Raw genomic sequence first — 20,594 nt, 5'->3', positions numbered from 1 at the left:
CCGCGGCTGAGCTGGACGCATCCATAGAGTACGAGGTCATCTCCTGGCCATCGCGGTCCTTCCCGACCGAGGCCAACCTCTACGCTCGTGCCGACATCACCATCGATTGGACAGCGCTCTTCCCCGTGGAGGAGCCGACCTGGGACCCGCAGCTGACGGTCAGCCCCGCGACAGAACTCAACGCGGAAGGTGACACGGTCACCGTGACGGCCGCGGGCTATAACCCGGCACAAGGGCTCTACGTATTCCTCTGCGAGGATGTCGAACTTCCCGCAGACCTGTGGCAGCTCGCTCTGGGCTGCCGGGACGGCGCCGCGCTGGTGACGCCGACGGAGGACGGCACGTTCGAGCTCGAGTTCACTGTCCAGCAGCTGAACGACGGCCCCACCTCCGTGTACACGGCGGCGAACCACACGGCGCAGGCCGACCGCACGCAGGATGCCAAAGCACCCCTCGCGTTCGCCGAGCCGGTGGAGCCGCAGCCCGCCGTCCCGACGTTCACGGCAGAGGTCACCGAGATCCCGGATGAGCGCATCGACATCGCGATCGAGGGCTCGGGCTATGACGACGTTCAGGCGCTGCCCGGACAGGCCGAACCGCACGCGTACTTCACCCTGATCGAGAAGGGCGCGGACCTGTCGGATGTGACCGAGACCCAGTCGGCGATCTCCGCGACGATCGACGCCGAGGGGAACGTCAGTGACGTTCTGCCGATCCCCGCGACTGAGCTGGACGCGGCCACCGAGTACGAGGTCATCTCCTGGCCGTCGCGGTCATTCCCGTCGGAGGAGAACCTCTACACCCGCGCCGACATCACGATCGACTGGGCAGTCCTCTTCCCCGAGGCGCCCCAGCCGGAGGAGCCGGTCCTGACGCTGACGGGCCCCGCCGGCGAGGAGCTCACCTCGGTCACGCAGGGTGACGATGTCACATTCTCCCTCAGCCCGGTGGAAGCCGGTACGGAGTTCGAGGTCACCATCGAGTCCGACCCGATCACGCTCCCCGACCGCGCCGTCGCCGACGCGGAAGGCATCGCCTCGGCGACCTGGACCGTCGCCGACGACTTCGAGCCCGGTGAGCATACCGTGACCTTCGCGTCCGGCTCCGCCTCGTACAGCGCCGTCTTCGAGGTGCTCGCAGCCAACGGAGGGCCCGGTGGGCCTGGTGATGGCGACGATGACTCGGGAAACAGCAACGACGGAGCGGGTGGCGGCAACGGCACCGCACCGGACACCAACGGATCAGCGAGCGGACAGCTCGCCGTGACCGGTGCCGACGGAGCCGGGATCGCGTTCTCGGCGGCCGCGTTGCTGATGCTGGTGGGCGCGGGAGCGCTGGTGCTGACACGACGCCGCGCACTGACGACCACTCAGGTCTGACGCGAGCTGCGATCCGCGGTCGGATGCCTCCCTCACCGCGAGGAGAGGTATCCGACCCACTGTACAAGAGAACACCCCCGAGAACAGTAGGAAGTGATTTCCGTGGCCCGAACCGCGTGGTCCCGCAACACCATCGCCCTCGTCATCGCAACTGCCGTCGCGATCAGCACCCCTTTCGCCGCCGCGCCAGCGGCGATGGCGGCCGAGACGCCATCGTTCACGGCGGGGGTGACGGAGATCCCCGATGAGCGGATCGACATCGCGATCGAGGGCACCGGATACGGCGACGTGAAAGCGCTGCCCGGACAGGACGGCCCGCACGCCTACTTCACGCTGATCGAGAAAGGCTCGGACCTCGCCGACGTCGGTCAAACAGACACCGCGGTCTCAGCAGCTATCACCACGGACGGCACGGTCAGCCACGTGCTGTCGGTGCCCGCCGCCGAAATCGACGCGACCACCGACTACGAAATCATCTCCTGGCCATCGCGCTCCTTCCCCACCGCAGAGAACCTCTACGCCCGATCCGACATCACCATCGACTGGGCTGTGCTCCTCCCCGAACCGATTCCGGACGACTCGGAAGAGGAGCCGGGCGGCTCGGAAGAAGATCCCGCTGATCCGGACGAGAACCTTGAGGACCCTGGACCGGGTCTGACGTCGCCGGCGTTCACGACGGGGGTGACCGAGGTTCCGGACACTCGGATCGACATCGCGATCGAGGGCACCGGATACGGCGACGTGAAAGCGCTGCCCGGACAGGACGGCCCGCACGCCTACTTCACGCTGATCGAGAAGGGCTCCGACTTGGCCGCCGTGGAGGACACGCAGGCGGCGATCTCAGCGAACATCGACGCCGATGGCAGGGTCAGTGACACTCTGCCCATTCCGGCTGCGGATCTGGACGCGACCACGGAATACGAGGTCATCTCGTGGCCGTCGCGGTCCTTCCCCACCGACCAGAACCTGTACGCCCGCGCCGACATCATCGTCGACTGGGATGCTCTGTTCCCGAGCGGCGCTCCGGACAGGGCCGTCGTCACGCTCTCCGCCGACTCCGCCTCGGCGTATGCGGACCAGGCGATCACGCTGACCGCGACGGTCACCCCTGATGTCGAAGGCACTGTCACGTTCCGGAACGGAGCCGATCCGCTCGGCGCAGCGGTGCAGACGGTCGACGGCACCGCCACGCTGCGGACGAGCCTGCCGGTCGGCGACCACCGCATCACCGCGCACTTCGCGCCCGACGACGAAGAGTATGCGGACTCGAGTTCCGACCCGGTATCGATCACCGTGACCGAGCGGTCGGCTGAAGGAGTCCTGCAGTGGGGCGTGAAGAGTAACTTCCGCAGCTACGTCACCGGGAACATCGCGAACGGCCGTATCACCGCGTCGGAAGGAGCGCAACAGACCGCCGGCAACGGCGTCTTCACCTTCCCGCAGGCCTCATCCGGCACCGACTGGAACGGACAGACCGGCACTGTCCAGTACGCCGGACAAGTGACCTTCTACGGTCACAGCGGGGCGCTGAACCACACGGTCGCGAACCCGTCGATCCGGGTCACGAGCGCGTCGAGTGCTGACCTGCGGATCGACTATCACGGCTCCTCCATTACGTTTGCGACCATCGACCTGTCGACGGCGGTGAAGCAGGAACTGGACGGGGAAGCTGTGCGATTCAGCAGCGCCTCCGCGACGCTCACCAATGCCGGCGCGCAGTTCTTCTCGTATCAGGGGCACGAGTTCTATAGTCCCGGCGAAGCGCTGGATCGCATCACGTTCACAATCGGCGAGCCCAGCGACATCGACACCAGCGAGCCACCGACCACGCCACCGGAGAACGTGCCGAGCGATCCGCAGCAGCCGGAGACTCCGGCGAGCACGCAGGGCACAGCATCCGCCGGTTCGCTGACCTGGGGTGTCTCCAACGCATTCGTCGCGTACACGACCTGCGCCGGCATCGAGCGGTTCGGATACTCGCACTGCGCGAAGGGATCCATCTCCACCAGTGGCGTGGGGGACGGCTATCTCTTCCCGCAGGCCGAAGGCGGCGACTGGAATGCCCAGACGCAGACGGGGACCGTGAACTACTCAGGCGTGGTCAGCTTCCTAGGCTACGGCATGACGATGTTCAGTGTGTCGAATCCGTCGATCACCGTCTCCGGCCCCAGTTCTGCCACGCTCCACACCGGGAACACGGCAAGCTTCGGCTCAACCTCCTATCCGCTGGACCTGTCGTCGGCGACGACGTCAGTGGGAGGGAACGGCGAGGTCACCTGGTCGGGCGTCGGCGTACGCGGGTCCCTCACGGGCGGCCCGGGCGCCGGCAGCCAGAACAGCATCACCTTCAACGACCTCAGCTTCACTGTGGGCACCCCGAGCGGTCAGACATTCGGCGCAACCTCGGCGGGCGACTCCGAAAATGGCTACGAAGCCGCGACGACACCGCCCACCACCGAAGGCCTCGAAGTGCTCACCCCCGCGGACCGGATCCGCGAGGGCGGTCGCATCCAGGTGCAGGCGTCGGGTTTCGACCCCGATGACAGCGGCGTGCTCGTCGTCCTCTACCCGACCGGTGCCAGCTCGGTGCCCATCGTGCTCGACGACGGAGCGAGCGCAGATGAGAACGGCCAGGTGCGATGGTCCGGCACGCTCCCGAACGACGGCACCGGCGATCATATTCTGACTCTGCAGGGAAGCGCGGATGCCGGGGCCGAGATCGACATCCTCGAAAAGGAGGCTGCTTCGGCGACAACCGTCTCGGCGCTGTCAGAGGACGGATCACTCGCCACGGCAGCGCTGATCCCACTGCCGACCAGTGGGATGGCGCTCTGGGAATGGTGGCTGATCGCGCTGAGCCTCGTATCGATCGCCGGATGCACCAGCGTGCTCGCGATCCGTCAACAGCGCACCCGCATGCCTCTCCTCCCCCCGAACCAGAAGGACTCCTTGTGAACACACGCTTTGTATCCCGCATCAGTGCCCTGGCAGCCGCGTCCGCCCTCGCAGGGTCGGCCCTGCTGGTTGCCCCGACAGTGGCGGCAGCTCAGACCCCTGACCCTGCGTGCGAGGTGACGAGCAGCAGCCTGACCTGGGGCATGAAGGAAAGCTTCCGGGCCTACATCAGCGGATCGATCGCGAACGGGGCGTGGGAGACCTCCGACGGCGCCGAATACGAGACGCCCGAGTTCGTCTGGACCAACGGCACCGGAACCTTCGACCCCACAACCGGAACGGGATCCGTCTCATTCACGGGAACCGTGCACTTCACCGGACACGACGGTGTTCTCGACCTCACCCTGGCGAATCCCACGGTGGAATTCGAGGGCGGCGGCAGCGCCGCACTCCTGCTCGATGCGCGCAGCACTGACATGGAGGGTGAAGTCGTCGTCGATACGGCCCAGGAGTGGGTCGGCGAGATCGCCCTCGACGGGGATCTCGTACCTTCCGGTGGTGTGCTCGATCTCGCCGACCAGCAGACGACGCTGACGAACTCGGGCGCCGCAGCGTTCGCCGGCTTCTACGAGGCCGGCGTCGATCTCGACCCGCTGAGCGTCACACTCGGGCTCGACGGCTGCGACACTGATGCGGCCGCGGTCGCCGATGAGCCCACCACGGAGGAACCTGTCGCTGCCGCACCGGTCGCCGAAGATGAGGGCGACATCCCGTGGCTGCCGATCGCAGTCGGCGGTGTGGCGCTCATCGTCATCGGTTTGACGGTCGGGCTGCTGATCAGTGGTCGTCGGTCCCGGTCTGCTCCGGAGTCAGGCACGGATCAGGCGCTCGAAGATCCTCTGGCGGGAGCGCAGTGAGCGTCGCGTCCCGGCGACGTTGGACAGCGCTTGTCGCGGGGTTCGCCGCCACCCTGGTGCTGATGACAGGTTGCGCGAGCAGCGTTCATGGCTCCGTCGACGGCGCCGTGCCGCAACCGGCACTCTCGGAGATTGATGCGCTCGAGGATCCGCGCGCATACGAGGGACCGTCGACGGCGCTGATTCCCAACGTGGAGATCGAGCCGATCGCCGAGAACCCCGAGCAGCAGCTGCCATCGACCGTCACGTCGTACACTCAGACGGGCGACGAGGAGCAGATCGAGATCACCGACACCGGTCGCGTCGTCGCCGTGGATCTCGCCGGGTCGATCGCAGCGACCGTCTGGGGGCTGGGTTTCGGCGAGACTCTCGTTGGCGTCGACCAGTCGACGACGTTCCCCGGCACGGAGGATCTCGACAGGGTCACCTCGGGGGGCCACACGGTCAACGCCGAAACGATCATCGGGCTCGCGCCGGACGTCGTCATCACCGACGGCACCGTCGGCCCGCGCGATGTCATCGAACAGCTGCGGGACGTCGGCATCACGGTCGTGTTCGTGGACAACGATCCCTCGTTCCAGGGAGCTGAGGAGCTGGTGCGTCAGGTGGCAGGCGTCTACGGCGCACCTGAAGTCGGTGAGCTCCTGGCCGAACGGATCGGGCAGGAGATCGACGCCACCATCGCCGAGGTGGCCGATCTCGTCCCCGACGATGAGGCGGACCGCCTGCGGATACTGTTCCTCTACTTGCGCGGCAATGCGGGCGTCTATTATTTGTTCGGCTCCGAGTCGGGGGCGGACGAGCTCATCTCTGCGCTCGGCTGCGTGGACGTCGCGGGCGAACTCGGCTGGGAGGGGATGCGGCCGATGACCGATGAGGCACTCGTCGCCGCGGATCCGGATCTGATCCTCACCATGACGGGCGGCATCGCATCGGTCGGCGGCGTGGACGGCCTGCTGCAGGAGAAGCCTGCCGTCGCCCTAACGACGGCAGGCGAGAAACGTCGCATCGTCGACATGGAAGACGGCGCGGTCCTGTCCTTCGGACCGCGTTCGGCGACGGTGATCGACGCACTTGCACGCGCGATCTATGCCCCAGACTCCACCGGCTCCGACGGCGAATGACCCGCGTCCGCACACCCGGCACAGCTGTGCCAGCCACCCGTCCTCGCTGGAGCAGACGCGTGGTCGTCTTCGTGGCGCTGATCGTGCTGCTCGTCATCGGCATCCTGTTGTCCGCGAGCCTCGGACAGCTCCCCATCGGGCCGAGCCAGGTGTTCGGAGCCCTGCTGCGCGGCATCGGGATCGACAACGCGTGGGCGACCGATGACCGACTGATCGAGCAGACCCTGTGGCAGATCCGCTTTCCCCGTGTCGCCATGTCCCTGCTCGTCGGTGCGACCCTCGCGATCGCCGGAGGGGTGATGCAGGCGGTGTTTGGCAACCCGCTCGCCGAACCGGGCGTGGTTGGGGTGTCCTCCGGCGCGGCACTCGGTGCTGCTACGGCGATCACCTTCGGGATGTCTTTCTTCGGCGGCTGGACTATCGCGGCCTTCGCTTTCCTCGGCGGCCTCTTGGCGACCCTCGTCGTGTATGCCACCGCCCGTGCGCAGGGGCGCACCGAGATCGTCACGCTGCTGCTCACAGGCATCGCGGTCAATGCCTTCGGGGGTGCGGGTCTCGCCCTCATCACCTTCCTGGGCGACACGCAGAGTCGAGAGCAGATCATCTTCTGGCAGCTCGGTTCCATCAACGGAACTCGCTGGGACGAGGTCTTCATCGTCGCTGTCGTCGGCCTCGCGGCGATCGCGATCGCCTTGTTGCTCGCACCGCAGTACGACCTGCTCTCGCTTGGCGACCGTACCGCCGCGCACCTCGGAATTAAAGTGGAGCGGCTGCGGATCGTCTCGGTCGTGCTCGTTGCGCTCATGACCGGCGTCGGGGTCGCGTTCGTCGGCATCATCGCGTTTGTCGGTCTCGTCGTGCCGCACCTGGTGCGCATGCTCCTCGGCCCCTCCCACCGCTGGCTGCTGGCCGTGTCGGTGCTCGGCGGAGGTGCTCTGCTCGTCTGGGCCGATCTGCTCGCCCGCACGCTCGTGGTCGCATCCGACCTGCCGATCGGCATGCTCACCTCGCTCGTCGGAGGACCGTTCTTCTACTGGCTGATCCGACGCAGCCGGCGTCAGGCCGGAGGATGGGGATGACCGGCTTCCCGAACCGGCCGCCCGCACAGCGTCTGGAGTCCGCTAGTTATCGCATCGGCGGCGTCAGCCTCGTGGAAGGCGTCACGATGGACGTCCGCTACGGCGAGGTGCTCGCCCTCGTGGGACCAAATGGTGCGGGTAAGTCGACGCTGCTCGGGCTGCTCGCAGGAGACCTTGCGCCGACAGAGGGAGCCGTGAGCCTGGACGACCGCGCGCTCGTCGACTGGATCGCGAAGGAACTCGCCCGTGCCAGGGGTGTGCTGCTGCAGGCGAACCAGGTTGCGTTCTCATTCACCGCGCGGAAGGTGATCGAGATGGGCAGGGCACCCTGGATCGGCACCGACCACTCGGACGACGATCCGCGTGCCATCGCCGCCGCGATTGCCGCCACAGACGTGAGCCACTTGACCGCGCGGGCGTTCCCGACCCTGTCGGGGGGTGAGAAGGCCCGGGTCTCACTTGCCCGCGTGCTCGCACAGGACACCCGCATCGTCCTGCTTGACGAGCCGACCGCAGCGCTCGATCTACGGCACCAGGAGGAGGTAATGCGCATCGCCCGAGGCCTCGCAGCCGAGGGACGCGCCGTGATTGTCGTGCTGCACGACCTGTCGCTCGCCGCCGCCTACGCCGACGAGGTCGCGATCCTCGCACGGGGCTGTCTGGTCGCCCACGGCAGCCCGGACGAGGTACTCACCGCCGAACGCGTCGAGAGCGTCTACGACATTCCCGTTCGCGTGCTGCGTGACGAGGACACGGGCCGACCCATCATCATCCCCCGCCGCACGCACTGACAAGAGCGCCGCTGATCATCCCCGAATGGGACTGTCTGGTTGACGGAGGAACACGATCGCCAGCAGTAACGAGATCTGCTGGCTGTGCTGGCGCGTCGGTCATGGTCGTCGCTCTCTGCAAGGGCATGAGAACGCACACCACATCCATTTCGAAGGTCGACCATCACAAATCAGGGTGCTCCGGTGAGGCGGTGGATTTCTGCGGCGATGAGTTCCGGGTCGGTGAAGGGGACGTAGTGGCTCGATGTCTCCGCGAGGACATGGCGGCCGCGGGGCGATACCGCCGCGCGTGCCGCATGCGCAGTGTTGGTCTGCGCCCGTGCACGGGAGGACAGCCCATCGCCTGGGCGGGTGCCGGAGATCACGGTGACGGGGATTTCACCGAGATCGGGTGGTCTCTGTCGCCAGGTGGCGAGTTCGTTCAGGAACGTTCGCGCCTGCGCGGCGTGGGTTCGCACCACACCGGGGGTGAAGCCCTCCTCGCCCAGTTCGGTGCGCACATCGGGTGCGGGCATGGCGTCGAGTTGCCACTGGTAGAGGCGGCGGAGCAGTCCGAGCCTCGCCAGCACCCGGTTGAATTGGAGCACGGCCCGTTCGCCCAGGCGGAATGCGCGACTGAAGAGGATGCCGACGAGTTCGTCGGTCGGGTCGACGAGCACGAGGCCCGCGATGCGATCGGGACGCCGGGACGCCGCGAGGCGGACGATGGGTCCACCGGCGCTATGCCCCACCAGGATGAGGGGGCCCGGCGGGGAGGCGTCGAGGAGGTCGTTCAGATCGTCGGCCATCCGATCGAGGGTTCGCTCGGCCGGGTTGGGCGCGGAACGTCCCAGCCCGGATCGGTCGTAGACCACGGTTCGGGCGAACGCTGCCACCCGAAGCTGCACCAGCGCCCAGCTGGATCGGCTGTCCGCAGCACCGGCCTCGAACACGACCGTCACACCGTTTACCGTCGGGCCGGGCAGGGAGGCTGTGTGCAAGAGTCGCCCGTCACGGGTATGCACCCAGGCCGAAGCTCCCTGAGTGGGCGCGGTCGGCGGGGTTTCCGCGGTCACCCGTTGAGTGGGACGACGTCGAATCCGAGCACGTCCACGCTCATGCCGCGCCGCTCGTCCGCGGTATGAGCGTCCGTGGGCCGTGCTGCGGTCCACGTCTCGTAGTTCTCGCGCGAGTCCCAGCGGGTCACCACGAAATAGCGCGTTTCCCCGATCTGCGGGCGCAGCAGCTCGAACCCCTGAAATCCTTTGGCGGCGTCGACGCCCTTTTGTCGGGTGGCGAACCGGCGCTCGACCTCGGGCCCTGCGCCCTCGGGAACGGTGAGGGCAGTGATGTTGACGAATGTCATGACAATCTCCTTCGATAGTGGATTGATCATCCAATGCAGGCGAACCACGGTCGCCCGCACGCCGCGCCAAACACCCGGGCGTGGAACGGATCTCTAAGTTAGGGTACCCTAACTCATGGATGGCGCGGCAGGTTCATCCGATGGCATCGAACGGCTGCGGCCAGGACGAAAGGGGAGGCGATGGCATCCACCAACATCAAAGTCACGCATGCCGATACTGGCCTGGTCACGGCCGAGGTGTTGCGGGCGGAGCAGATCTCACCGCACTTCGTGCGCATCACGCTCGGGGGTGAGGACCTGCACCGTTGGCGTTCCCTCGGCTTCGATCAGTGGTTCCGTCTCGCGCTCCCGATCTCCGCGGAGACGCGGTTCGACCGGCTCAGTGACCGGTTCGATATGCGCGGTTACTTGCGTTATCTCGCCCTCCCCAAGGCGAGTAGGCCCGTGATCCGCAGTTACACCGTGCGCGAGTACCGGCCCGAGGCCGGTGAACTCGACGTCGATTTCGTCGTGCACGGCACCGAGGGGGTCGCGGGCCCGTGGGCGGCCTCGCTGCCGACCGGTGCCCCGGTCGCGCTCATCGACCAAGGCTGCGGCTATCGCCCGGTCGAGAATGCGAACCGGGTGCTCCTCGCGGGTGACGAGAGCGCGCTGCCTGCGACCCTCGGCATTCTGCGCGATCTCCCCGACGAGACCACCGGCACCGCCATCATCGAAGTTCCCCACGAAGCAGACCAGCAACCCGTCATCTCACCCGCAGGCATAAACATGCACTGGATCGTGCGCGACACGAACGCGAGACCAGGCGCGGAAGCCCTCGCCGCGCTCCGTGAGCTGCCCCTCGACGGCGACGCACCCGTGTCTGCGTTCCTCGCTGGTGAGCAGCAGCTCGCCACCGGCGGCCGCCGCCACCTGGCAGGCGAACGCGGCATTCCGAAGACCTCGATCGACTTCACCGGATACTGGCGTCACGCGTAGCCGCACGCGGTTCCCAGGTCCGGGAAACTCGATGGTGTATCCGGCAGCGGGGTGAGTCCGTAGCATTCCTCGTCGGGTCAGTGGCAGCACCACCGGGTGGTCCGCTTTGCCGCCCAGCGAAGCGCGTTAGGCGGCCTCGATCCATTCGTCGGTCATCTGCTGCAGCGTCAGTTCGTCCAGAGGGAAATGCTCTGCAGTATCGTAGGCGAACTGCACCGCCATGGATGGATGAAACCAGAGCGCGACATACCCTGCGGGTTGCCCCGGGTCTGGGGGCGGCACGAGCATGAAGCTCTCCTTGCGCCTGAACTTAGTGTGGATGATGGCTTCGAGGTGGGCGAGCTCCCGGTCCTCGACCTCGATGCCGTCCGGCAACGGTGCGAATCTCCCCATGGATAGGAATCTATCAGGAAGGCCCTGTGTTCGGGGTTGAGCTCCCACGCCCGCGACCATGCAGCGTTCCGCAGTAGACCGATTTGCAGTGCATCTCGGCACCTGATCAGGACACAGGGTGCAATCCCGGCTGCTCTGGGAGTGCTCGGAAGTGTCAGTGTGGCACCTTGATGGTTGCTGGTTCTATCGCGGTAGATCGAGGTGTACCGGCGAGGCAAGGTTTCGCAGTGTGGCGGACAGGATGGTTTCGACGGTCTCTGGCAGGGACTGCCAGTCATCCGAGATGTATGAACTGACCTGCGTGCCGATAAACAGGTAGATTAACGTTCGTGCCGTCGTCGGCGCATCGATGTCAGGGCGCAGAGTCCCGTTTCCGATGGCAGCATTGAGCACACTTTCGACAAGTTCGATCCAGTCCGGGTGTGGCATGTAGGCAACCTCTGGGAAATGCTCGGCGGCCTGAAGTACCAAACGCATTCCCGCCCGTGCTACGAGATCGTCTCGCAACAGCATCGCCGTCTGCGTTATGAATTGCAGGATCGTGTGAACCGGGTCATCAGGAGCACGGTCGGCGAGTTGGTCTCGCAGCTCGACGAATGCTTGTTCTTGTCGGCTGATGAGTTCTTCGGCGACCTGCTTCTTCCCCGTGAAGTGGAAGTAGAAGCCGCCCTGCGTGACCCCGGCCTCACGAAGCAGAGCGCAAGCTCCTTCGCGTGGAGTCAACGACGCGGACGGCGTCCCTTCAACGGTCGGCGCATCGACACCTGCAAGTCTCGATGATCATCAGCGGGATTCGGTGCCTCATCACCTACTTGTTGATCCCGATTGCGGTTCCTCTCATCGGGCTCAGTGGAACCGTGTCCGCTCCAATTGGACTCCTTCTGAGCGCTATCGCCGTGATTACTGGGGTGATTAGCCTCCGCAAGTTCTGGCGAAGCGATAACCGATATCGATGGATGTACACCGCGTTCATCCTGGTCGTCTTCATCGTTGTGGCGATCACCGTATCTGTCGATATTTCAGAGATTGTGAGCACCCTATGACGGCACCAGAAGATCAGGTAGCAGAACCAGAGCAGGGTCCCACCGATGAGTCTCCGTAGAACCTTCCCCCTATGGCCTGGGCCACACTGATCGGTTTTGCCGCCTTCTTTGTGTTGTTCTTCACTTGCGCGAACACCTTCCCGTTTTAACTGATCACCTTCGGCCTCATCGACAGCCCGGTCAGAACCTCTGAGTCTGTTCATGCACCAGAGCATCGTCCGCGCCAAGGTCCGATCAGCGTTCGAGCGGATCAACGCCGGTGACTACATGGTGATGGTCGACGCGATGATTCGGTGGTGGCAACGCACGCTCCGCCTGCTGCCCGACGCACGCTTCGACATCCAAGACGTGCTCGTCAATGGCGGACCCTGGCGCACGCGTGTGGCGGTGCGCTCCCTCGTATCGGGCGACCTGCCGGGCGGCGGTCGGTACGAGAACACAGTGTTCCAGTTCCTCACCCTCTCCTGGGGCAACGTGACCTCCATCGAGACAGCCGAGGACCTCCAGGTGCTCGAACGCGCACTCCGCAGCGTTGCCAGTGCTGGCGAGCCGGAAGCCCTCGCACGCCCAATTGCGGACTGAACTGGGCACACACAGGTCTTCTCCATACAACGAGCACAGCAGAAGGAAGATAGCGATGGCGTCGAGTTCCGCTTTTCGCTCTAGAGCCCGGACTCGAGGAGAGCCCCGAAGCGCGCTTCAGGGCCCTGTCGAGTTCGCGCGCCCTTCAAGCATCGGCCTTCGCGCGGTTGAGGCCCATCGAGACATACGCGGAGAACCCAGCTCGCTTCGCGAACTTGATGCGTCGTCGCTGCGTCTCGGTGAATCCGAGCTTGGCGTACAGTCCGAGGGCGGGGGTGTTGGTGTCCTTGATATCCCGCAGCACGAACTCGTCGGAGGGCAGCTCCAGGAGCCGACGCATCAGCGCAGTGGCTACGCCTTTGCCCTGATGCTGCGGCGCTGTCGTGACGAATGCAATCTCCGTCAGACCGTCGCAGGCGCCATCGTAGGCCCCCATGAATTGGCTTCGGATGATCCGATAGCTGATCATCCCGTGTATGGGACCGAGCACGCGCTGGAGCTCGTGCCGATCCGGCTTGAAGCACGCCTGCTCACCTTCGGTGACGACCGCGACCGCGGCGGGCTCGCCGTCGACGAGCGCGATGTGGAAGCGCTCCAGGATGAGCATCGGGGCGAACGCGTCGGCGAGTACATCCGCGTCCTTGGAGAAGAAGGCGAAATCCTCGGCGAAGCCTTGCGTGAGAACTTCCGCGATCTGGTGTCGGTACTCCTCCCCGAGTTCGTCTGCGCGTGTAACTTCGATCTTCATTGGGGTCCTCCTGTGAACACTCGTAGGATCAGGTCGACATCGGGCTCCGCGGATTCCTCCCCCAGAGCAACGTGCAACGTTGTGAGGCCGGTAAGCATGGCGAAGTAGTGAGCGGTCAGTCGGGCGGAGTCTCCCTCGGCGATCTGACCCTCAGCCTGGCCTCGCGCGATGAGCGAGGCGATGGCCCGCCAGATCGTTCTCTGTGATGCGGCCAGCCGAGATGAGGTTCCCTCCGGGGTGTCCGTCGTGACGCCCTGATTTATCATCATGTAGAACTCGGCCGCGCCGTTGTTCGCTGCGAGGTCCGCCACGTATACCTCGGTGAAGGATCGGATCCCTTTCGGTCGAGAGCTGCGCGGCGACAGCCCCGAGCCCGCGCGAGGCCTGATCGATCAGTTCATCGAACAGCTCTTCCTTGCTCGCGTAGTGCCGGTAGATCGACCCGGTGCTTATCCCCGCCTCGACGGCGATCTGACGCATGTTCGTGGCCGCGAAACCACGGTGCGCGAACACCCGGACGGCAGCCGTCTCCACAGCAGAGCGCGTGGCTGAGCGCAGCGCTTCGTTCTGCTCCGTCGTCCGCGGCACGATGACCCTTTCAATGAACCTTTGTTCATTTTATGTTTCGATCGCATGCGGCGCGACCCGGTGCTCGACCTGGGCTGGTACCGGGGTGCCTGGTGGGCAGTGGTTGGATGCGCGGCAGCGGGTCGACATCCAGAGATTGGTACGTGCCGGAACTCGGTCCGGTTCTGCTCTCCCAGCGTGCAGGCTCGTCCCGGCTGCCACGAGCGGCTCGCGGTGCTCGGTAGCTTCGGCCTCCGGCCTGACTCCGCCGGGGGCAGGGAGCGAGTCGAGGACTTGGTGAGTCTCACACGAACAGGAGCACCTTGAGGCACCAGGCGGTGAGGTAGGGGTCAGAGTCCGATCCCAGGTTCAGGCTGCGAATCTGGCCTGTGACGCATCGACGGGTCGGGGGACGAGAGTTGCCGCTGCCGCTGTTCTGCTTGCTGTTGCGCAAGCTCTCGTTCTTCCCTCTTAGCCTCGATGAGTTTGGCGGCATCGTTGGCCGGGAGACTGCGGAGTTCTTCGCTCTCGGCTCGAAGGAGCGCTGCGCGGGTGCGGGCATCGCGGGCATTGCGGCGCGGATTGAGGGCGCGCATTCCGAACTGGTGGGCGCGGGCATTCTCGGCCCCGTACTCGCGGGTCAGTAACACCAGGCGTTCGTTCCGGTGACGCTGGTGCGTTGCAGTTTGCTCAGCACGCGCGACTTCGACGGCTTGGTCGGCGTCGCTCACGCGCGGGTCCCTCTCTGCACGGCGTGCTGCTGCGGTCGGGACCCATGTCGGTAGCGCCTCAGGAGTTCGGGGCAAGTCACCCCATGTTGCGCGCAGGCTCGCGCGAGCGGTGCGAGCCTGTTCGGTCGCGCTGCGATGGGTATCGCGTGCTTTGCGCTTCCCGAACCGTCCCGTGGCGGTCAGTCGGGCACTGGCGGCTATCTCGGTCTCGACGGCGGCGAGGTAGGCCTCGCCATCCGACTCGGCTTGTTTCGTGAGTGGTCCGGCGACCTCGGCGCGCACCCGTGCAGCTTCTTCCTCGGCACGGCGAAGCATGGCGGAGCTCTCGTCGTCCTCGGACCGGTGTGCGGCGCGCTGTGTGTCGATCCGGTTGGCGGTTTGCTCCCATCGTTCCGCCTGCTGGTTGGCGCGTTCGGCTTCTCGGTCGAGTCTGGCGAGTTCTTCGGACACTCGCTGCACGGGGCCGCTCTTGATGATGCCACGCACCGCTTCGGCAGCTTGGGCGGTGGCGTGATCGAGCCCACGGCCAGTCCGGTCGCGTTCCATCGCCTCAATGAACTGCACTCTGGCATCGGGCATGTTCTCAGCGATGACATGCAGCCGGTTCCGCTCGCGCCCTCTCGTCATGCCGACATAGACGCCAGCCGCGCTCGTCGCCTCCGTCAGTACGGTGTGCGAACTGTTGACGGTTGCGCCTTGGACGCCGTAGGCGGTCGCTGCGTAGGACAGGTGCGCGTGCTCGCTCACGTACTCGGCGGGGAGGGCGACGGTGCGGGGGTGTCTGCGTCCGCTGGCGGCTTCCCGTGCGTAGACGGTGCCGTCGCTCTTGGCGTGTTGGACGATCCACTGCTGCCGGTTCGCCACGCCCAGGTCACTGTCGTTCTTGCGGGTTTGGATCACGTCACCGGCCCCGATAGGGAGGTCGTCGCTGCCGGTCGCCGTCAGTGCATCATCGACCTCGCCGGACTCGACCCTTCCGGTGCGGATGCGGTCGTTCAAGGCGGCGGCCTCATCGTTCGTCGCGACCGTGATCGCCTCACCGTCACGAGCGTGGGCGGTGATGTGGTCGCGCGCCTGATCATCATCGGCGTGCAGGGTGACGAGCCCCATCGCGGTGAACCGGTCGAACACGTCGCCGGGGTTCTCCCGGTCTCGCATCGCCAGTGTGAGCGCCGCGTAGTCGGGGTCGGCAAACCGGTGCAGTTCACTCATGTCATAGGTACGCCCGCGAATCTGCGCGGCCATGTCGAGCACCCCGCCCCGCCCGACCGCGGGGAGTTGCGCGCGGTCGCCGACGAGCGCGACGGTTGCGCCTGCTTCTTGGGTGATGGTGAGGAGGGCGTGGGCGGTGTCTTGGTCGAGCATCCCGGCCTCGTCCACGATCACCCGTTCACCCCGGCGCAGCACCGCGCCTGGTGGCGGGCCGGTGTAGGTGCGTCCGGTGTCGGGGTCGGTATCGCCGCGTGTGAGGCGTGTCCATACGCCGTCACGGTTCCAGCGCCATCCGTGCGCGTGCACGAGCGCTGCAACGCTGGTGGCGGGTACGCCGAGTTCTTCGTGCGCGACTTGCGCCGCGCGCAGTGTCGGTGCAACTACCCGTGATGCTCTCCCGTGCTGTGCAGCGACTTCGATCGCGGTGTGCAGCATGTTCGTTTTCCCGCTCCCCGCAGCGCCCTCCACAATCAACAGCGGATCAGCCGACGCGACCGCAGCAGCCGCGAGAGTCTGCCCGGTATCCAGCCCCGCTGTGCGTGCGGTCTCGGTCACGTCCGGCTGCTCCGGTTCCTGCTCCGGTGTGGCGGCGGCGAGCCGGTCTTGGAGCGCAGTCTCAGCGGCGACCACGGTGAGACTCGTCAGATGCGCGACATGCTCCGGCGTCGCCGCATCCGGCGGCAGCACGGAGAAGCAATCCGACACCGCAAGATCGGTCGCCATCGTAATGAACTCGCGTAGCTCGGCGGGGGTTGCGTGCGCGCCATATTCGGTGATGATGCGGGTGACATGCTCCTGCACCGTGTGCCTCGTCCACGCCGACGATGCGGCGGCGCAGCGATCCAGCGCACGTGATGCAACCTTCTGCACGGCAAGATCATCCAACTGCACCGGGCGCTGCACAGTGCCGCGTTGCCGCACAGCGGGGTCATATCCGGCGTCGCGGAGTTCCCGTACCCACCACTGCTCATCCTTCAAATCTGTGGGTTTCTTCCCTGGCCGCTGATGCGTCCAGGCGATGCCTTGCAACCTGGCCGTCATCACCGGGCCCAGCATCTCGCCGGGATGGGCGGCTTCCCATTCGGCTTCGAGCCGGTCGAGGTTGCGCCTGATTTGCGCCGACCGCTTGCTCATCACGCCATTGAAGGGCTGTAACTCGGTGACTTCGCCGCTCACCGGGTCGAGCGTCAGGCCGTGTGCCGCGAGGGTGCGCGCGAGGTGTGGGTGTGCGGTGATGACCGCTGTGCCGAGGGCGCGGATCGCTCCCTGCTGCTTGAACAGGGCCGCGGTGTCGAGCGCACGCCATTTCCCAGCGGCGAAGACGCGGGTGCCGATCTGCATGTGAACATGCCGGTGTGGGTCACCCGCACGGGAGGTCTTGTGCCGGATGCCGACCACCTGCATCTGCTCGATAGGCAGCACCTCCCGCGCGTTACGTGGCCCGACTCTTGTGACGGAGTGCTGGCCGAGCCAGCGGCGTATCTCGGCCAGGGCGTCCTGCTGCGCTTGGTCGAGCGCGCTAGACACTTCGGGGTGGAGAGCGGCGGCGACCGACAGCGATTTGGGAGCGTTGATCGTCATCTCCGCGAACAACGGCGACCCCTTCGACCCCTCACCGGGCTTTCGCGGGGTGCCCATCGACTCGCCCGAGATCGGGTCATGCCAGTCCACCCACCCCTCGTACTCGACCGCAGTAAGCGAACGGGTGGCGGTGACCTCGCCGCTGGCGTCGAGCACCGTGTACTCGGCGACGGCATCATCCGCGCCGAGGTAGTACTCGTCAGCGCGGGAACGGTCCGCCTCCACATACCGGCGCGCAGCAGCACCGCTGCCGCGAAACAGGATCACGCCGCCCTTCATCTGGGCCTCCCTCATGAGTGGTCTCATGAGGGAGGTGCGCACGCCCCACCAACGGTGGCATACGTGCCTCACTTTAAGACTGAGGGGTGTTAGAGCCGAGGAGCCAGGCAGTCGGATTCTCAGGGGCAGTTCGTAGACTCGGAGTGTGCGGATTCTGGTGGAGGAAAGCGAGTGGGCTCAGGCTTGCTGCGGCATTGGGTTGTGTGTCGGTACTGAGACAGCCGGGGATCTCTCTGCGGCTGATTCCACCTTGACACGGCTTGACGGCCAGGACTGGGGGTCAAGCCCCGACTTGGATCCGGCCTCCGATCAGACGCTGCGCGGCAACTACTCCTACGTGCTACGGGAGGTGTCCGCATGAACAACACAACCTCGCTGGCAGACCTCCTCATGCGCGGGCCACGGGGACGACGATTGCTCCTCGAGTACGCGATCGCGTCTGATCGCCTCCACGACCCCGAGTACCGTGAGGACTCGTTTAACGCGGGAGTCTTTCTCGCCTCGTATCATCTCGACCCAGGTAAGGGCACGTCGGTGCAGTTGATCGGCGACGTCGGTGCGGAGATTCAGGAGGTCACGCCCGCTGAGGTTGCAGCGCGCTTGGAAACTGTGGCGTTGGCCGAAGTGACGCCGGAACTGTTGCGTGATTGCGTCGCCGAGTCGGTCGGTTCGGCAAGGTACTGGCAGGAGGGCGATGGGAGCGACGTACTCGCGGCGACAGTCGAGATGCAGGCCCCGCTTCGCCGCGTCGCGGAGCACGTCGCCGCGTCTGTGCATGCCGAGTGGTGGGGCGAGCCGGTAGCGGAGTGTTCCCAATGGCAGGTGGAGTGGGATGACGCGCCCCCGCACGAGATCATGACAGACCCGACGGCATCGCTCCGCAAGGTGCAGGATCAGATCATCGAAGAGGAATTGGTCGCCAAGCGTGAGCGACCGTCGGATGTGACCGCGAACTGGAGCGGGACGTGGTGGTCACGCGCACCGTGGGAGCTTCCTTCAACCACCAGGACATTGTTCGACGGGAGTCCTGCCGGGTTGTGGTTCGTGGAGGACAGCCTTGGCTGGGAGCAAGCGGATACCCGGCGGCTGGGGATACCCGCAGGGCTGCGTATCTTCGAAATCGACACCGCCGAAGCCTGGGCGGACCTTTGCGCACGGTTCCCGATCGAGGTCACCGCGCAGAAGCGTCACGACTGGTACCGCACCACCGGGCGAGATGGCGCTTGGGTGATCCCGGACTGGGCGAAAGTCGCCGAACACTACGACGCCGTGCACCTCCAGGTACAGGCCTATCTCTCTGCGGCGGGAACCGCGATCCCCGTCGATGAACAGGCCGCTACCGTGATCGCGGGCTGGGACCCAGATCAGACCTTCTGGTTCACACCGAACGTGCGCTACATCGACGAAGCTGTGCGCTGGGTACTCGAAGAGAACGGCGAACGCACCGACTGGGTGAGGCAGGAGAACCAACCATGATGATCGAAACACGATTGCGGCCACATGTCGCGCTCGGCGCGGCAGTTGCTGTAGCGGCAGCGATTTTGCTGTCTGCCTGCGCCCCCTCTCCGACGACGACCACGACCGACGCTGAGGGTAACACTGTCACCGTTGATTGGGTCGACTACCCGGCGCACGCGGGCATCCCAGCAAACGATGTGTTGATGCTCCCCGATGCTGAAGAGGTTGAGGCGCGAGCAGACGAGCTCATCGCCGAAGTTCAGGACACTCTCGAAAGTGAGTACGGCATCACTGGGTGGACGGTAGAAAACGAAAGTGGCTGGTATCCACAGGAAGGCAACGGGTACGGTGGCAAATCGCTGCTGACCGCCTACAACTCTGCAAGCCATGAGGTGAACGTCACAATCCCCATCGAACAATGGGATGCGGTTATCGACACCGTTCGAGAGATCGCGGAACGGTATGAGATCACTGACCAAGTGCGCGACACCTACTTCGAGGAGTATCCCGAGTGGATGCGGGTAGGGAGCTTCTATCGCGGGACTGAGTTCTTCGACGTCACCATCCAAGACGAAACGCTCAACCCTGACTACCAGGCGGGCGAGAGCGATGACGGCCTCGTGGCGGGTGTTTCCCTGTTCTATGGGATCACGACGATCAGTGAAACAGATCGTGCCGAGTTCATCCGCCGCGCGGCCCCCTTCGCGGGGATCAAGATGCCTGAGTCAACGACCTCCGACTGACACTCACGCACGGTCCTGCCACCGTGGCGGCACCGTAGGATCAGGGGTTTTCCTATTTCCGGGTGAACCGTGTCGGTGGGGTCACCGTGGCCCCACCGTCCCATCTGGGATAAAACAGTTCCGCGATGAACCGAGTTCTACCGGTCGGGGGTGTTGAATCAACACTCCCGGTGGTTGTGAATCACAACCACAGCGCCGGGGTCCCTGATTAAGTTGCGTGAGCACATATAGTAGCTCAAGTCGCGGATGAATACTAGATGTTGTGGTTTGACTGACGCACCTGTCCTGTATGAACACGATCACCCACACCACCAGCACCCCAAGTATTGCCCGCACCAGACAGGTACGAACCCCATCCCGGAGACGGGCGCAGGCACCTGGCGGACTCCCGCCAGGCTTCGACCCGGAGGGGTTCACGCGGGAGGCGTGTGAGCGGTCGGGGGTGTCCTTCGCGGTCACCGACCCGGTCGCGCTCTCAAAGCTCCGTGTCCTCACCCGCCCCGACACTTGAAGGGCTGAATGCGGGAGGGCTGCACGAGAGCATCGTTGCCTTCCGCGAAGCCCTCTTGCTGCGGTCGGTGTTCAGGCTTTGAAGGTGATCTGCACTCGTTCGGGCCTGAACCGTGCGCCACCGTTGGGGAGGGGCAGGATCACGAGGGTGTCTACGAGTGCAGCGATGATGGCGCGTTTCTGCGGGATCGACCACTCCGACTCCCACGCCTCACGCATCGCTGTCTCGTCACCGATCG

16 protein-coding genes and 1 pseudogene are annotated in these 20,594 nt (G+C 65.4%); 10 read left to right on the top strand and 7 right to left on the bottom strand.

The annotated features are described in order from the left end of the window. From FM104_RS16580 to FM104_RS14140, 6 genes and pseudogenes are all read left to right on the top strand, one after another. A pseudogene (locus FM104_RS16580) lies at window positions 1-1,379 on the top strand (hypothetical protein); the annotation flags it as partial. Between the two features lie 102 nt (window positions 1,380-1,481). Beyond that, window positions 1,482-4,334, top strand: a complete 2,853-nt coding sequence (locus FM104_RS14160) for an HtaA domain-containing protein (protein WP_087132875.1) — start codon at window positions 1,482-1,484, stop codon at window positions 4,332-4,334. Then, the gene (locus FM104_RS14155) at window positions 4,331-5,191 is read left to right on the top strand and encodes an HtaA domain-containing protein (RefSeq protein WP_179206818.1); all 861 of its coding nucleotides are present in this window, start codon (window positions 4,331-4,333) and stop codon (window positions 5,189-5,191) included. Before FM104_RS14160 ends, FM104_RS14155 begins: the two co-directional genes overlap by 4 nt. Continuing rightward, on the top strand, window positions 5,188-6,315 hold the full coding sequence (locus FM104_RS14150) for a heme/hemin ABC transporter substrate-binding protein (RefSeq protein WP_256971680.1): 1,128 nt from the start codon (window positions 5,188-5,190) through the stop codon (window positions 6,313-6,315). The genes FM104_RS14155 and FM104_RS14150 overlap by 4 nt, the downstream gene beginning before the upstream one ends. Beyond that, complete coding sequence (locus tag FM104_RS14145) at window positions 6,312-7,394, top strand: FecCD family ABC transporter permease (RefSeq protein WP_087132873.1); 1,083 nt, start codon at window positions 6,312-6,314, stop codon at window positions 7,392-7,394. The genes FM104_RS14150 and FM104_RS14145 overlap by 4 nt, the downstream gene beginning before the upstream one ends. Continuing rightward, a complete protein-coding gene (locus tag FM104_RS14140) occupies window positions 7,391-8,185 on the top strand; it encodes a heme ABC transporter ATP-binding protein (protein WP_087132872.1) in 795 nt (264 codons plus the stop codon). Before FM104_RS14145 ends, FM104_RS14140 begins: the two co-directional genes overlap by 4 nt. 170 nt (window positions 8,186-8,355) lie before the next feature. On the opposite strand, the gene FM104_RS14135 is transcribed toward FM104_RS14140, so the two are convergent. Both FM104_RS14135 and FM104_RS14130 read right to left on the bottom strand, forming a co-directional pair. Then, window positions 8,356-9,126, bottom strand: coding sequence for an alpha/beta fold hydrolase (locus FM104_RS14135; protein ID WP_256971678.1), 771 nt, complete (start codon window positions 9,124-9,126; stop codon window positions 8,356-8,358). A 110-nt stretch (window positions 9,127-9,236) separates the two neighbouring features. Further along, entirely contained in the window at window positions 9,237-9,530 is a 294-nt protein-coding gene (locus FM104_RS14130) for an antibiotic biosynthesis monooxygenase family protein (RefSeq protein WP_087132871.1), read from the bottom strand. Window positions 9,531-9,710: 180 nt separating this feature from the next. Between FM104_RS14130 and FM104_RS14125 the strand changes: the two genes are divergently transcribed. Then, on the top strand, window positions 9,711-10,508 hold the full coding sequence (locus FM104_RS14125) for a siderophore-interacting protein (protein WP_087132870.1): 798 nt from the start codon (window positions 9,711-9,713) through the stop codon (window positions 10,506-10,508). Window positions 10,509-10,634: 126 nt separating this feature from the next. On the opposite strand, the gene FM104_RS14120 is transcribed toward FM104_RS14125, so the two are convergent. Further along, complete coding sequence (locus FM104_RS14120; RefSeq protein ID WP_087132869.1) at window positions 10,635-10,901, bottom strand: DUF7882 family protein; 267 nt, start codon at window positions 10,899-10,901, stop codon at window positions 10,635-10,637. Between the two features lie 183 nt (window positions 10,902-11,084). After that, window positions 11,085-11,624, bottom strand: coding sequence for a TetR/AcrR family transcriptional regulator (locus FM104_RS14115; RefSeq protein ID WP_087132868.1), 540 nt, complete (start codon window positions 11,622-11,624; stop codon window positions 11,085-11,087). 521 nt (window positions 11,625-12,145) lie between these two features. Between FM104_RS14115 and FM104_RS14105 the strand changes: the two genes are divergently transcribed. Then, entirely contained in the window at window positions 12,146-12,526 is a 381-nt protein-coding gene (locus tag FM104_RS14105) for a nuclear transport factor 2 family protein (RefSeq protein ID WP_087132866.1), read from the top strand. Between the two features lie 145 nt (window positions 12,527-12,671). Here the strand turns inward: FM104_RS14105 and FM104_RS14100 are convergent, their stop codons facing one another. The 3 genes from FM104_RS14100 to mobF all read right to left on the bottom strand — a co-directional run bounded on the left by FM104_RS14100 (window position 12,672) and on the right by mobF (window position 17,659). Beyond that, complete coding sequence (locus FM104_RS14100) at window positions 12,672-13,274, bottom strand: GNAT family N-acetyltransferase (protein ID WP_087132865.1); 603 nt, start codon at window positions 13,272-13,274, stop codon at window positions 12,672-12,674. Then, entirely contained in the window at window positions 13,271-13,585 is a 315-nt protein-coding gene (locus FM104_RS16810) for a hypothetical protein (RefSeq protein WP_256971681.1), read from the bottom strand. Before FM104_RS16810 ends, FM104_RS14100 begins: the two co-directional genes overlap by 4 nt. Before the next feature lie 606 nt (window positions 13,586-14,191). Beyond that, a complete protein-coding gene (gene mobF, locus FM104_RS14090; RefSeq protein WP_087132864.1) occupies window positions 14,192-17,659 on the bottom strand; it encodes a MobF family relaxase in 3,468 nt (1,155 codons plus the stop codon). A gap of 342 nt (window positions 17,660-18,001) precedes the next feature. On the opposite strand from mobF, the gene FM104_RS14080 reads away from it, so the two are divergent. Continuing rightward, complete coding sequence (locus FM104_RS14080) at window positions 18,002-19,120, top strand: hypothetical protein (protein WP_218778587.1); 1,119 nt, start codon at window positions 18,002-18,004, stop codon at window positions 19,118-19,120. After that, on the top strand, window positions 19,117-19,845 hold the full coding sequence (locus FM104_RS14075; protein ID WP_087132862.1) for an LppA family lipoprotein: 729 nt from the start codon (window positions 19,117-19,119) through the stop codon (window positions 19,843-19,845). Before FM104_RS14080 ends, FM104_RS14075 begins: the two co-directional genes overlap by 4 nt. Window positions 19,846-20,594 lie beyond the last annotated feature (749 nt).

Source organism: Microbacterium esteraromaticum (genome assembly GCF_900163815.1).
Lineage (GTDB): Bacteria > Actinomycetota > Actinomycetes > Actinomycetales > Microbacteriaceae > Microbacterium > Microbacterium esteraromaticum_B.
Note: the sequence above shows the minus strand (reverse complement) of the source record. Positions and strands in the feature narration are given on the sequence as shown.